Genomic DNA, 14489 nt, shown 5'->3' on the forward strand with positions numbered 1-14489 from the left:
ATTAAAATACTCCAGAGCTTAGGAAACTCAAAGTAAAAGCCGAAGCATTTAAAGATATATAAAATACATAACAATTGCTTAATACTGATACAAAAAACTTGTAATAATCAAAATTCACATGACAATTGATGGGTTAAATCAAGGAAAATAACCCAAAAAATTAGTTATTAAAAATCAGATTCAGCTATTACTTGTGAATTAAATTAGGTCATTATTAACAATTGATTTGGTATTTGAGATAAATACTTGTAAACCGTTGCAAAACTCTCTTTATAAGGACAAGCACTACTAATCGCGATTAAAACTCGTCGTTTAGTAATAGTAATAACTGCTCCTAGCTTCAAGAGTTTGGTGCGGATAGTCTCAACAGTTGCATTTTTGAATTCCGTATTTACTAAACATTGCTCTCGCAGAAGATTCATCAAAACATAAGCGATAGATGCCAACCACAAACGTAATTGATTTCCTACAAATGTATGAGTACTAGTCCTGTCACTTTTTAGCCCTAATTTTTGCTCTTTTAAGCAATTCTCCATGTTGCCTCTTGGGCAATATTTTTGAGTATAAAGTCGTCCTGGAGGGATTTTATTAATAGGCAGTGAAGTCACTACAAAGCGAGTATCAACTTCTTCATAACTATACTCAACTTTGGCGACAACACGACGATTACGACTCCAAGTATCTAACGTTTGATAGTCAAGATAACAATACCACACTGAGTTATCAACAAATGCTGCTGCGTCTTTCATTACATCTGCTGATGGAGAAAACAAGGTTTCAAAAAACTCTACTACAGGTTTAATTTTCCTTGAATATTCTTGGGATGCACGATACTGTATTGTCTTAGTTGCCTGGAGTAGTCGATTATTTGGTGCGAGTCCAAACACATAATCAATTTCAGTTTGAGATTCACACCATGCCATAATATCTTCTCTGGAATAAGCGCTATCTCCCCGAATAATAATTTTTACATTCTGCCAGCGTGAGCGGATTATTTTTATGACTCGTTGTAATTCTTCTAGTCCCCCTGATGCTGGATCTACATTAGATGCACGAAGTTTTGCTGCCAGTAAATTTTTACCACAAAAAATATAAAGTGGCGCATAACAATATCCTCTATAATAAGGATTAAAGAATGTTTCTTCTTGATGACCATGTACCGGATCATCGGTAACATCTAAATCTAAAATTATTTGTCGTGGTGGTTTTCGATAGGATTCTAAAAATAGTTCAACTAAGAGTGTTTCTATAGCTGATGCATCATGTTCAATCCGGTGATATCTACTATCTGCCCTTGAAGATACATCTTCTGGACAATGCTCGATCCGATTTAAGGTACTTTTTCCGGCCAATCTAATTGATTCAGGTGAGGAATTAATGACTTTTCCCACACAGAGCGCAAATATCGCATCGTGACGGAGAGTTTCATGGTCATTTATATCTTCATAGCCCATGATTAAGCCGTATATTCTTTGTGCAATTAAGCTATTAACTGGATGCAGAATTTTATTTGGCTCTCGGTAATCTTTAAAACATGCTGCCAGCCGTGATGTTATTCCTCTTTTTCTATCTAGTTCCGCAATTAATGTTAATCCGGCATCAGATGTTACAGGCTCACCATTGAAATTAACTACAACTGGACATGAATTTACTTGTTCAAATATAAACTGTTCCGGTATACAATCGTTTTTATTTGGGGTCATACTTCAAACTGCTGGAATTGTTGTCCAATATGCATTTTGGCAGTTTTTGACCCCTATTTCTTTAAGCTTTGTGAGAAATCCGGGTATTGGGCAACCGCATCCAGTGAACTTGCCAATATAAAAAAGAGCTTTGAGGAAATTCAATCAGTTACATCACTGGGCAGCCTGCCTTTGATTGTGTTGAGCCAAGGTTCTAAAGATTCAAAGATGAGTGAAGAAAGATTCCAGAAATGGGCATCGCTTCAGTTAGATTTGACCAAACTATCGTCAAATAGCCAACGTATCATTGCAGAAAATAGTGGACATCTTGTGCAACTGGATCAACCTGAGTTGGTTATTAGTGCAGTCCAACGGTTGATTGAGAGCGTCTAAAGTTATGAGTCTTCGATTGAGGCACGGCATAACAACTAGGTCGGAGCGGACTGCCGAAAGTCCTCAGTGTGGATGCGCCGCACAACTTCACTGGTAAATGTTTTTGTAAAATATGAGCTTCATGGTTGATTTCCTGGAACAATGCGAATTTTACTGGTGGAAGATGAAGCGGATTTGGGACTGGCAATCAAGCAAGTCCTAATTAGCGAAAGATATGTTGTGGATTGGGTGACAGATGGCATTCAAGCATGGCTGTGCCTGGAAAGCCAGTGGACAGATTACACAGTTGCTATTGTTGATTGGCTACTGCCGGAAATGTCGGGATTACAGTTATGTCAAAAGCTCAGACTACACCAGAATCCTTTACCAGTGCTGATGCTGACTGCTTTGGGTCAGCCGGAAAATCGTGTAGCAGGGCTGGATGCGGGAGCTGATGATTATTTAGTCAAACCGTTTGTCATGGAAGAATTGCTGGCACCGTTGCGCGCCCTTCAGAGGCGATCGCCTCAACTACAACCTTCTGACTTGACTGTTACAGGTTTTACTCTGGATACAGCAAACAATGTCCTACGAGTGAATTCAGATGGATCTACGCCTCTAGTCATTCCCTTAACCACTAAAGAATTTCAGCTGCTCATGTATTTGATGCAGAACCCCAATCGCATCATTCCCGGTAGTAAATTGCGTCATCAACTTTGGGACATGGACGAAGAGCCGATTAGTAATGTAGTTGCGGCGCAAATGCGCTTATTACGGCGCAAGTTAGCAAATCATGGCTGTTCCTGCCCGATTGAAACTGTTCCAGGTGCTGGCTATCGCTTTAACTCTCAACATGAATAGCTACTCTCTTTTTCGGCGCAGTCGTCTACGGTTAGCCCTATGGTATGCCGGAGTTATGGGCGTGATTTTGAGTGTTTCTGGCTTGGGGATGTATCGCGCAACGGTACAGACAAACTGGGCAGCAATGGAGCGTGAAATTGAATCAATTGCGGGAACTCTACACGATAGCGTTGAACCACTGTTACCGCCTTCTGAAGAACCGACTGCTGTGCTGCAACAAATTTTTCCTGATCTTTGTTTAAGTGGACAACCCTGCAAGGCTACCCCAACGCTGATTCAACGACACACCATCGGCATCAGCGATCGCACTACATATTATATTCGTCTGTTCAATCATCAAGGGAAACTCCTGGCTTTTTCACCCAATCAACCGCTATCTCTGCCACCAACTCTCAACCGCACTTCATGGCAAACTTTTCGCACCGCTAAGGGAATTCGCTATCACCAATTCACCACAATTTTACATAGTGCCAATACCCATCCTTTAAATAATGAAGCCAATGCTGATTCATCCTGGGGCTATTTGCAAATTGGGCGCACTTTAGAACATTTTGATGCGGAAATCAGCCGGATTCAATGGATTATGGCGATTGGTTTGCCTATTGCCCTGAGCTTGGTTGCTACTTCCAGTTGGTGGCTTTCAGGATTAGCCATGCAGCCGATTTACCAGTCCTATCAGCAACAGCAACAGTTTACCGCTAATGCTGCCCATGAATTGCGATCGCCCCTCGCCAGCCTGTTGGCAACTGTAGAAGCTATCCTCCGCATACCCCAATCAAATCAACAAGAGAGGCACAGGATTGGGGCTAGCGATAGCTGTGGCGATCGCTCAAAAACATCAAGCGCATCTCACAGTTGAAAGTCAGGTAGGAAAAGGTAGTATTTTTACACTAAAAGTAAAAATTGTATCCTCTAACACATAGTGTTTTTTTAAGACATAAACTTCCGAAACTGCGGTTTTCACGTAACTAGATGCCTTCGGTTGTTACGGCTCCTCAAGTATTTGCCCAACATTATAAGTTTGCCCTTCTATCGTTACTTGATCGTCTGCTACTAATTTCCTTCCTCGTCGGGTTTCCACTACACCATTGACTTTCACCGCACCATCAAGAATCATAAATTTGGCTTGTCCTCCAGTTGGTGCTATTCCCACTAACTTTAAAAACTGATCGAGTTTAATCATACTGTTACTTGCCAATTCCTGAATATATTTCTCAAAAAGCTTAACGCATTCATAAGTTTTGTTTAAGTCTAATTAAATTAGATATAAGCATTAGTTGAAATGCTCAAGGCATTCATAAGTTTTGTTTAAGTCTAATTAAATTAGATATAAGCATTAGTTGAAATGCTCAAGGCATTCATAAGTTTTGTTTAAGTCTAATTAAATTAGATATAAGCATTAGTTGAAATGCTCAAGGCATTCATAAGTTTTGTTTAAGTCTAATTAAATTAGATATAAGCATTAGTTGAAATGCTCAACGTAAAACTTAGTTTGATGACAGCAAAATTAAATTAGACATCAGCATTAGTTGAAACGCTGAACGTAAAACTTAGTTTGATGACAGCAAAATTAAATTAGACATCAGCGTTACTTGAAACGCTCAATGTAAAACTTAGTTTGATGGCAGCAAAATTAAATTAGACATCAGCGTTACTTGAAAGGTTATTGATCGAAAATTTATTTAAGATTTTTCCCGGCGATGATTAGCAGCTTGTAATAACAATGATTCGGCAAAAGCGATCGCATCTGTGGCTGATTTCCCCCCAGCTAATTGCGCTAATTCCTCCCGGCGAGTGGTTAAATTATCCAAGGCTGTCACCCGCACTACAGTACGCTGTTCGCTACTACCGTTGTTTGATTTATTACCTTTACCTTGATTAATAGTTTGTTTATCAACGCGAAAATGCCTATCTGCCATTGCTGCTACCAAGGGTTGGTGGGTAACACACAATACCTGAGAACGCTGGCTGAGTTGGTGTAATTTTTCCGCGATCGCCTGTGCTACCCTCCCGGAAACTCCCACATCAATTTCATCAAATACCATTGTCCCCGCAGCATCGGCTTGGGATACACAAGCTTTCAACGCTAGTAAAAAGCGGCTCATTTCTCCACCGGAAGCAATTTCGCTTAAAGGTTGGAGAGGTTCCCCAGGGTTGGGACTAAACATAAAAGTAATTTTGTCTGCACCGGTGGCGGTTGGGGTAGTCGGGACAATATCTACTTTAAATTGCACCTTTTCCATCGCTAGGGGTTTGAGTTCCGCGATTAACCGCGATTCTAAACTGTTAGCGGCTGTGCGGCGCAATTGGGTTAATTTATGACAAGCTTGGGTGAGTTTGGCTAAAGTTGTTTGTTCTTGCTGTTCTAAACTTTCAATAGATTGTTCGCTATCGTTCAATTCAGCTAATTCGCCTTGGATTTTTTGATAATAGGCGATCGCTTCTTGTAATGTCGGCCCGTATTTCCGGCAAATCTGCTTTAATTCCCTAATTCTTTCTTCTACTTCCTCTAACCGTTGAGGATCGGCTTCTAAATCTTCGCCATAAGCATTAATTTGTCTGGCGACTTCCATTAACATAGCTTGCGCATCCCGCACCAAATCTAACAGGGGTTGCAATTGGATATCGTATTCCACCATATCAATTAAGGTGGCTTCGCTATCTCCCAATAAATCGGCGGCGGCTGGGGTTTCGCTGTCGTTTTGATACAAAGCCTGATAGACTTTGTAGCTCATCTGTTGTAAATCGACAACGTGATTTAGCCGTTCTCGTTCTTGTAATAGCTGTTCTAACTCATTGGGATCGTTGAGGTTAACTGCACTCAACTCTTGCACTTGATAGGTAAGTAAATCGAGTTGTTGCAACCGTTCCCGTTCTGATGTCCGGCGTCTTTCTAATGCCAGATGTGCTTTTTGGTACGCAGTATAAACAACCGCGATCGCCTGACGCTGCTGCATTAAAGCATCGCCACCATGTAAATCTAACCAATCCCGGACTTGCGCTGCTTGTCCTACTTGCACAGTTTGCCCTTGGGCGGTAATTTCCACCAAGCGATCGCGCAGTCCCCCCATCATTTGACGATTCACCAACACCCCATTTACCCGCGATCGACTGCGGACATTACTCGCAGTCGCCGAAATTTCCCGGCTAATCACTACAGAGTGTTCGTCTATCGAATCAATTTCTTGTTCGCTTAACCAACTGGCTAAAGTCCCATTCGATTTAAAGGTGGCTTCCACCATCGCCCGACTAGTTCCGGTGCGAATCACCCGACTAGATACCTTACCGCCAAGGGCTGCATCAATCGCATCCAAGATAATTGATTTTCCCGCACCGGTTTCACCTGTTAACACATTCAGTCCAACACCGAATTCCAATTCTAATTGGTCAATTAAGGCAAAATTTTCAATTCGCAGGCAAAGCAACATCAAGCCACATTCTCCATCTAGGCAGATGCCGAATACTTCTAACTTTGAGGACTCTAGGCATGAGCGTTTAGCAACCAGCTTGAGCCACTACATAGAAGTAGCAGGCCCATTTAAGTGTAGCAAACCTAATACTGTTACGCGGTTACGAATAATTGACCGAAGACACAGAGGCGCACCCCTACCTTCTGCCTTTCATCCTCAACGCGGATTAGCTACCGGCGGCGGAAACCAAGGATTACTGCCATTAAATCGCACATCTCGGTCTAAACGACTGTGGAAGGTAGATAAGATAAAAGAATTCTCACCCTGTCCCATAATATGAATAGACCAACCAGGAACAGGAATTTTCTCACAAGCTGGTTTATTAATCGTTACACCTAAACAAGTATCATTCCAAGTTATTTGTTCAGCCCAATGAAAATTAAAACTATCGGCAGGTTTACCAGATTGTGCAACCGCAGTTTTAATTGCTTCATTCACAAGAGAACGCGGTATGCTTTTGGGCGCGTCAAATTGAAATCCATTTTGCAAAGCAAAATATACCCACTGCTGTCCTGGTGATGAAATTTCCACCTTCCAACCAAAGGTATTTTCGATGTTAGGCATTGCTCCTTGGATTGGCATAGATGGGCCATCGCCGCCAGATCTTCCCCATTTTACAGCTTGAACTCGCTCAACTTTCCAGAGCGATCGCGAAATTTGGGAACGTTTCGCTGCATCAGCTAAAATATCTGCAATTGTTTTCTCAGGTATATTCCCCACACTAGCAACTAAATCTAATTCAAATCTATTCCCATTTAAATCGCTACGATATACCCATTGTCTTGGTTCCTTTGAGCTTGGTTTATCACTTTTGAGTGTAATTAACCATCCAGGGGTTTTTGTGGAGTTGCAGCGCTCATAGATCTTAGGAAGGTCTAAGCAGTTGTTTTTCCATTCTTTTGGCTCAACAGACGTGATTCTTATCTTGCCTACTGCTGGTTCGCTGAGTAATGTGGCATTACTGATTACTTTTTGGCGCACATCTTTAGGTAAGCTTTCTAAGCCATTAACCCGAAAATTATTGCGCAAATTCTTTGGTGACACAGCATGATATAACCACCGCTGTTTACCACCGATAACCCTGACAGCCCAACCTCTGAAAGCAATTTCTTGACATTTCTCATTAGCTACTGGCAGATTTAAACAAGAGTCAAATGTCTTAGTTTCTATTTTAACAATCCGCACATCGCCAAGTTTTAAATTTAAGCGTTTCGCCATATCTTGACGAATATTTAAACTCACGTTGCTGGGGATAGTTGATGATTGAGATACAGATGGTGTTTGAGAGAAATTACCAGGAGCAGAAGCTAAAATATATTGATGTGTAAAAGTAATAGCTAGGGTCAATCCACCTACTATTGAACAAATAGTAGCCTTAGTTTTCATAACAAATATAAATAAATTTAGTTGTGTAATTGCGATGACGAAAGATACATAAATTTAGTTGCCATCTAAAATCAGGAGTTGCAGCACATTAATACAGCAGATTGCAAGTTGATGAGTTACAGATAATCATTGATTGTAGGAGCACTGGCACTGCCATGCCCCGAAGCGCGTACTGTCGCATTCTTTTTTTAAATTTGGATAAATAATTAAACGTTTGTAGTGAAGACTTTAGTCCTATGAAAAACTAAAGTCCTCTCTACAAATTCATTGTCGTCAAATATTGGCGAATTGCTTAGTAAGGGAAAAGCTGAGGGAATAAACCAAATAAGGTGAGTAAAGATAAAGCCAGGATCAAAGATGCTCCAGAACCTAAGGTTAATAAAACCAAATCTCTGTTAGGACTACGTAAGAAGGTTTGTAAAGTCAATCTTTGAACAGGCTTATATCCCACCGTTACAAGTGGCAATTTATCGCGATAATCAGTGCCATAACGCGCCATTCTCTCAAAAGGTAATTCGCCTTGAGAACGCTGGGGTAGAACCCGTCGCCGTTGGTAAGGAACTGTATTATCACCAAAATTATCAAGATATTCGTCGCTGTTGACCAACTCTTGGACAAAGCCAACTAATCCTTTAGTAGCCAGCACAATAGACCAGGCAAGTTTTTCGCGATCGCTATAAATTCTCCGTCCCAGAATCCGTTGTACACAGAGTTCGACAAAACGGTAATTATTGTTAGCATCGTAATTTAACCGCCGAAACGAATCAGATAAAACTAATCCGCGAATAAACTCTTTAACTGTAATTTGTCCTGCTTTCAGTTGAGATTCGAGGAAAATTTGGCGATTACAAGACAGCATCTGCTGTTCGTGGAAAATTTGGCGATAGGCTGCCAAAATCAAAACATCCATTTCTGTAGCTGACAGCAGGTTATCCGTTGTGTAAATTCTGGGCTGTTCATCACCAGGGATCTCAAAGCTAGCCACACGCTGGTTTTGAGATGAGGGAGCATACTCCAACAAAGGAATTGACATGATAAATACCTCTATGCTGTAAGCTGACATGCAAAATTCCGGCTTTGGTGAGTCGAGTTAGTCGCACCCGATCGCCACAGCTTCTAATTCGCAGCCATTTAACTGCTATCCAGATTCGGAATCTCAAAATACAGAATAAGCCTGTATCAGAAATTCACCTTTCAAATTGCGGGAGAAAGCAGTATTTCTTAACAATCCAGAATAATTAGTAATTAGTAATTCGTAATTCGTAATTAATCTGAATGGGCACAAACAGTCTGACTGTTATGGCTATTGTCCAATCCATAACCTGAAGCGCAACTGTTAAGGGAACTCCAAAAAATAAATTATTCCGTTCAAGTCGTTGACTGTTGACTGTTGACTGTTGACTGTTGACCGTTGACTGTTAACTGTTAACTGTGAACCGTCTGTAGGGGCGGGTTTTGTGAGATATTCACGCTCCTAACAGATCTGTCGGTTAAACCCGCCCGTACAACAATAGTAATGGAATATTTTTTTACTTGGAAATCCCTAATAGCCAACTGCTGATTCTCCCCGCCAAAAAGCTAAGGGATTCTGAGTGGGGTGATAATCAGGATAAAATCGCAGGTGAGATTCCTGAATAGTGTCCGGGGGCGCAATCCCCAATCCGAGGCAGAGGTGAGAGAGCGATCGCGCAAATTTTTCGTGGTGTCCTGGAGAACCCGCATGAGCATGGGCATATTCGTGGACAACTAAGAGTAACCAGTCCGCTGGCTTTACTCTTCCCACATCAATCAAGATGGTAATCGGATTTGTTTGTAGATTGCACAAACCATCAATCCCAAAAGATTGAGCAATTGGCGCTGCAAAGATTTGAATCGCAGGTTGTTCCCAAGAGTGAAAACAATCGTGGCAAGCCTGAAGATAGTTTTCTAATTGTCTATTCACCGCCTCAATATGGTCACCAATCCAGACACATAAAGATTTGCGGTTTTCCATATCAAAAACCACATCAATCATCTCTGCATCGAGAGCTAGACTCCTCACTCCATAAAGATAATCTAGCCCTCGTGTAAATGGATCGGTACTGGTGGTGACTATTAATTTACCAACCAAAGAGTGAGAAGTATTCTGTGGATTCGGTCGCATTTTTTATCTGTTCGGGGTTCTGGTTTGAGAGGTCAGCCTCATCGGAATTAGAGGTAACTTCTGAAACATCTCCTACCCGGAACTCTGTACAGAAGGTAGCTGTACTAAAACCACCAAATCTTTTGACTGTACTGGTACGCATCCGAATGCTAGGGCTAACAAACCAGAATCTCTCAATGGAACTCATGGTTTCGTACTCGGTGATCAGGACTAAAGCGTCCTCATCATCCATTTCATAGCGCCCAGCGACAGGAACAATTTCCGCATAACCCCGTTCGCGCAACAGCGAGCCTTGACGGGGGTTATCAGCATCAGGAATCAGAGAGAAGATAGTCGAACCTTCATGGTTTTCATCTTCGCGATCCCAGCCCATTGCACCGTGCCAAGAAACAAAAGCACCACCAATAGCCAATTTAGGGTCAACTTGATGAAGTTCGCAAATTTCAATCACTTTTGGATGATCGGCTCCCAGCGCTTCAACCAAGATATTAGATTCCCCAGCTTCCGAACGCTTAAAGGCTAGATGGTGAGTCGTGCGCTGCGATCGCCATCTACCTGTACTTAGTTGAAAAAACTCCATTGCATCCATAAATCAAACGCTAACTCCAAACAACAAGTTGAGCAACCCAATACCCAATTGGGATCAATTATAGAACTCCAAGAAACTCTATGCTTTTTTCTTTTCAGTTCTCTCTGGCAAACAATGGTGTCTATTTGCTCAAAGCAAAAAATATCTGCTTGTCAAGCATATGTAACTTTTGTTAACTTAAAACCTAGAGCATTGCTAAAGCTAATAGTTAATCGCCCAACTAATCGCCCAGTTAATCGCCGTGAACCACCAAACTGACCAAGAAAAACCACAAGCTAGCGCCAATACAAATATCGTTCCAGAAACCGAAAAAATTCTTTGTCCTCATTGTCAGCGTACAGCTACAAATGGCATTAAATGTAAAGGAATTTGTGTAGCTGACAGTGACTACTAAAATCAACCCCAACTCATGTGTTAATTATTGCACTCCGCCAGTTATTAGTGATATCTGCAATCTCACACCCGAATTTTTGGATTCAGAGAAGAGTTTATTTGTTGCTACATTAAACCTGCTTATTCAATAAATTCCCAGCGATTTGTCAAAATATTGGGAGATATTCCTTCCAAAGAGTCTAAAAAATCTTCAAAGCGATGTTTTTTTAATCTATCTCGCCAAAATACTCTCTGATGCAAGTTATTTTGTCATCTTGGATATCGAAGGAAATGACATTGTTTCCTGTAAATGGCTGATTGTGAATAGTTCCCTGAGTTTCCAATTCAAATATCACACTAGTATTATTACTGATAATACTTTTGGGTGGACTAAAAATTAAGCGATCGCCCCTGTCTGCACGCGCTTGTAGTCTAGCAATTAGCTGCGGCTTATCCTCATAGCCAAAGGGAGTATCTCGCTGCTGACCAACAGGTACCCAGAACATCACCTCATCTGCCAGCATGTCAATGAAGGGCTGAAAATTCCCTGTTGCCCATCCTTGAGCTAAGTAGTCAAATGCTTGCTGGGCAGTCTGCTGAATTTTTGTACCCTCCATATGCCTTCCTAGATAAGTATTAGTTTAACTACGCAAAAACCACTTATTAAATTCTTATCGAAAAATTGGGTTGAAAACCTCGTCTTCAAAGGACGACTCTATGAATATACATAAAAATAGCCTGCATAGGCAGGCTTTGTTGGTTAATGTGAATCTCACAGAAAATTGTCATAAACCAAGCAATTTCAAGACTGCTCAAATAACTTCATCTCCTGCCACCAACGATTCAGCGGATAATAAACTACAGGTGCCCACAGACTGCTGAGAATGCCAGAAGCTAGGGCAACACGCTGATAATATGTCCAAATATATTCAGCTTTGCGATCGCCCATCCAAGTCAATTCCAATCCAAAAATTGTCTCTGAGATAAACGCCATTGCAAAGACAATTAAGGCGATAGAAATAAAGTCTTCTTCAATAAAACGCTGCTTTTGAATTAAACTAGTCAACATTCCCACGATCCCCAGAGATAAAGCATGGGTGGGGTGAGGCGAAGTCATCGCATCTTGAAGTAACCCCATGACAATACCTGCCAATAGACCAGACCAAACTGAGCGTTTCACACTCCAAGCTACCACCCAAATTAACAGCCAATTCGGCCCAATTCCCAATAACTCCATCCCTGGTAAGCGGGTAGGCAACATCAACAAACATAACAACACCGACCCAACTGTCACCGCCCAATCCACAAACTGACGAGTACGTGGATGCCAACGCGCCATCGGCGGAATTTGGATAATTGGTTTTTTCCGCGCAGGTGGTTTTGATTTTTTTGGACGACGACCAGTTAATACAGGGATCTTCATGGTGTGGCAACAGTTGTGGCGAATTTAATTAGAGTTTTGCGGTTGTGAGTTGGTTGGCGGCTGGGGATTTTCTCCCTCTGGAATAGTGTTTTCTGGTTTTGGGTAGACAGCCACCCAATCTAATGACCGAATTTGTGGGAAAAGTTCCACTTTGGCAATGGAAGCAGGAAGTTTCTTTAAATCCAGAGACTTAATTTTCCCTACTGCTACACCCGAAGGAAACCTTTGACTGTAAGTTGATGTAGAGACATAATCTCCCACCTTAGCATTAGGAACTTTTTCATAAAATTCCAACACAGCTTCCGCCGAAGAATCTCCGCGCAAAACACCTTTGGCTGATGTCCGGCTAATTGTTACACCTACTTGACTCTTGAGATCGCTGATCAATAACACACGACTAGTATTAGGCGTAACACTTTCTACTAAACCAACTAATCCACCTTCTGCTTTAACGATAAAACCTGCTTGAATTCCCGAATTGCTACCCCTATCTAGGGTAATTTGCTGCCACCAATGATCGGCACTGCGTCCGAGTACCCGTGCCGGAATTGGGCGTGATGCAATTGGCTCTTTAGTTACATATCCCAATAAGTTTTGTAACTTTTGATTTTGACTTTCTAGGTCTACTATTCGCGCTTGTAACTCTGATACACGGGCATCTCTGAGATGTTCTTCCGGAGTTGGCCCGGCTTGTAACATTTGTACTGGACGAGTAATTCCTTGGTACATCTCCAGCAAGAGAGCACCTTGGGTTTCGCGTAATACCCAAGCGCTACCTAATGCCAAAGCGACTAATCCCAGTTGTAAGCTTTTGCGATCCCACCAACGACGTAATAGCACCATCTATCCATACCTTAATTTTTATATGTTTATATAGTTTGTGAAAATTCTGACCAATTATTGGTTCTATTTATATAAAACCCAATATCAGATAGTGAATTCTACATATTGAGAATCCAATATCTGATATTTTTGCTACATATTCCGAGAACGACCGCTGAATACCCGTTCCAGTTGCTTGAAGTTTTCCAACACACGACCTGTTCCTAAAACCACACAACATAAAGGATCGGCAGCAATGTGTGTGACGATACCTGTCTCATGACTAATGAGTGTATCTAGGCCTTTGAGTAAAGCACCACCACCAGCCAGCATAATACCCCGGTCAATAATATCGGCTGCTAGTTCGGGAGGTGTCCGTTCTAATGTCCGTTTCACCGCTTCAATAATCACCGATAGCGGTTCGAGCATACTTTCGCGAATTTCCGGGCCTTTTATAGTCACAGTACGTGGCAGACCAGAAAGCAAATGTAAGCCCCGGACTTCCATCATGGAATCATTATCATCATTGGTGGGATAGGCAGAACCAATGCGAATTTTGATGTCCTCAGCAGTCCGTTCCCCAATTACTAGGTTATGAACTTTCTTCATATATTGCAGAATTGCTTCGGTGAGTTCATCACCCGCAATCCGTACTGACTCGCTCAGTACTGTACCTTGGAGACTGAGTACGGCAACTTCTGTTGTCCCACCACCAATATCGATAATCATGTTACCAGTTGGTTCGGCAACTGGTAGCCCTGCACCAATGGCTGCGGCTACTGGTTCATCAATTAAATAAACTTCTCTGGCTCCAGCTTGGGAAGCTGCATCCATGACAGCTCTTCTTTCTACCCCTGTTACACCACTGGGAATACCAATGACAATTCGTGGTAGAATCAATGACCTACCTTCATTAACACGTTGAATAAAACTTTTTAACATCAGCTCAGCTGTGTCAAAGTCAGCAATTACCCCATCACGCAAAGGACGAAGAGCAACTACATTTCCTGGCGTGCGACCCAGCATTTTTTTAGCATCTTCACCTACAGCGAGTGCAATCTTTTCGTTTTGATCGATAGCAACTACTGAAGGCTCTTGAAGTACAATACCTTTACCTGATACATAAACGAGGGTATTAGCAGTACCGAGGTCGATACCCATATCCCACGATGAGCGAAAGTTCCTGAAAAGACCCACGCGTCCTACGCCCCCTATTTGCGATACTTGATGACTACGACGGTTAGAGTTAATCGTGCTGGATTTTATTACGTTTTTGATCCTTAGTCCAGTAAAGATAGCTATTTTTTTAGATATTTTTTGAGAATCTTCACTGGCTGTCAGCCTAATATTTTCCGATCTTCTTTGATTT

At 41.8% G+C, this 14489-nt stretch carries 16 protein-coding genes; 5 read left to right on the top strand and 11 right to left on the bottom strand.

What is annotated here, in order from left to right:
* Window positions 1-203 precede the first annotated feature (203 nt).
* Window positions 204-1703 carry an IS1380 family transposase gene (locus H6G41_RS21245; protein ID WP_190748330.1) on the bottom strand — a complete coding sequence of 500 codons (1500 nt, stop codon included), beginning with the start codon at window positions 1701-1703 and terminating at the stop codon, window positions 204-206.
* Window positions 1704-1739: 36 nt separating this feature from the next.
* Between H6G41_RS21245 and H6G41_RS21250 the strand changes: the two genes are divergently transcribed.
* From H6G41_RS21250 to H6G41_RS35265, 4 genes are all read left to right on the top strand, one after another.
* On the top strand, window positions 1740-2075 hold the full coding sequence (locus tag H6G41_RS21250) for an alpha/beta fold hydrolase (RefSeq protein ID WP_190748331.1): 336 nt from the start codon (window positions 1740-1742) through the stop codon (window positions 2073-2075).
* A gap of 141 nt (window positions 2076-2216) precedes the next feature.
* Window positions 2217-2915 carry a two-component system response regulator RppA gene (gene rppA / locus H6G41_RS21255; protein ID WP_190748332.1) on the top strand — a complete coding sequence of 233 codons (699 nt, stop codon included), beginning with the start codon at window positions 2217-2219 and terminating at the stop codon, window positions 2913-2915.
* A complete protein-coding gene (locus H6G41_RS21260) occupies window positions 2908-3774 on the top strand; it encodes a histidine kinase dimerization/phospho-acceptor domain-containing protein (protein ID WP_242037996.1) in 867 nt (288 codons plus the stop codon). The genes rppA and H6G41_RS21260 overlap by 8 nt, the downstream gene beginning before the upstream one ends.
* Window positions 3734-3838, top strand: a complete 105-nt coding sequence (locus tag H6G41_RS35265) for a hypothetical protein (protein ID WP_308796230.1) — start codon at window positions 3734-3736, stop codon at window positions 3836-3838. The genes H6G41_RS21260 and H6G41_RS35265 overlap by 41 nt, the downstream gene beginning before the upstream one ends.
* A 62-nt stretch (window positions 3839-3900) precedes the next feature.
* Here the strand turns inward: H6G41_RS35265 and H6G41_RS21265 are convergent, their stop codons facing one another.
* The 6 genes from H6G41_RS21265 to H6G41_RS21290 form a co-directional block, all read right to left on the bottom strand.
* On the bottom strand, window positions 3901-4098 hold the full coding sequence (locus H6G41_RS21265) for an RNA-binding S4 domain-containing protein (protein WP_190748333.1): 198 nt from the start codon (window positions 4096-4098) through the stop codon (window positions 3901-3903).
* 499 nt (window positions 4099-4597) lie between these two features.
* Entirely contained in the window at window positions 4598-6343 is a 1746-nt protein-coding gene (gene recN / locus H6G41_RS21270; protein WP_190748334.1) for a DNA repair protein RecN, read from the bottom strand.
* A gap of 198 nt (window positions 6344-6541) precedes the next feature.
* Window positions 6542-7771 (bottom strand): hypothetical protein, encoded by a 1230-nt coding sequence (locus H6G41_RS21275; protein ID WP_190748335.1) that lies wholly within the window; start codon window positions 7769-7771, stop codon window positions 6542-6544.
* Between the two features lie 292 nt (window positions 7772-8063).
* Entirely contained in the window at window positions 8064-8804 is a 741-nt protein-coding gene (locus H6G41_RS21280; RefSeq protein ID WP_190748337.1) for a phycobilisome rod-core linker polypeptide, read from the bottom strand.
* Between the two features lie 510 nt (window positions 8805-9314).
* Window positions 9315-9914 carry a hypothetical protein gene (locus H6G41_RS21285; RefSeq protein ID WP_199316245.1) on the bottom strand — a complete coding sequence of 200 codons (600 nt, stop codon included), beginning with the start codon at window positions 9912-9914 and terminating at the stop codon, window positions 9315-9317.
* On the bottom strand, window positions 9871-10503 hold the full coding sequence (locus H6G41_RS21290) for a phycobiliprotein lyase (protein ID WP_190748339.1): 633 nt from the start codon (window positions 10501-10503) through the stop codon (window positions 9871-9873). Before H6G41_RS21290 ends, H6G41_RS21285 begins: the two co-directional genes overlap by 44 nt.
* A 241-nt stretch (window positions 10504-10744) precedes the next feature.
* Between H6G41_RS21290 and H6G41_RS21295 the strand changes: the two genes are divergently transcribed.
* On the top strand, window positions 10745-10897 hold the full coding sequence (locus H6G41_RS21295; protein ID WP_190748340.1) for a hypothetical protein: 153 nt from the start codon (window positions 10745-10747) through the stop codon (window positions 10895-10897).
* Window positions 10898-11102: 205 nt separating this feature from the next.
* On the opposite strand, the gene H6G41_RS21300 is transcribed toward H6G41_RS21295, so the two are convergent.
* From H6G41_RS21300 to H6G41_RS21315, 4 genes are all read right to left on the bottom strand, one after another.
* Window positions 11103-11492 (bottom strand): nuclear transport factor 2 family protein, encoded by a 390-nt coding sequence (locus H6G41_RS21300; protein ID WP_190748341.1) that lies wholly within the window; start codon window positions 11490-11492, stop codon window positions 11103-11105.
* A 185-nt stretch (window positions 11493-11677) separates the two neighbouring features.
* A complete protein-coding gene (mreD, locus tag H6G41_RS21305) occupies window positions 11678-12298 on the bottom strand; it encodes a rod shape-determining protein MreD (protein WP_190748342.1) in 621 nt (206 codons plus the stop codon).
* A 24-nt stretch (window positions 12299-12322) separates the two neighbouring features.
* On the bottom strand, window positions 12323-13141 hold the full coding sequence (gene mreC, locus H6G41_RS21310; protein WP_190748343.1) for a rod shape-determining protein MreC: 819 nt from the start codon (window positions 13139-13141) through the stop codon (window positions 12323-12325).
* 132 nt (window positions 13142-13273) lie between these two features.
* Window positions 13274-14281, bottom strand: a complete 1008-nt coding sequence (locus H6G41_RS21315) for a rod shape-determining protein (RefSeq protein WP_190748389.1) — start codon at window positions 14279-14281, stop codon at window positions 13274-13276.
* Window positions 14282-14489 lie beyond the last annotated feature (208 nt).

Origin of the sequence: Tolypothrix sp. FACHB-123 (genome assembly GCF_014697075.1) — a bacterium.
In the GTDB taxonomy this organism is placed as follows: Bacteria; Cyanobacteriota; Cyanobacteriia; order Cyanobacteriales; family Nostocaceae; genus Aulosira.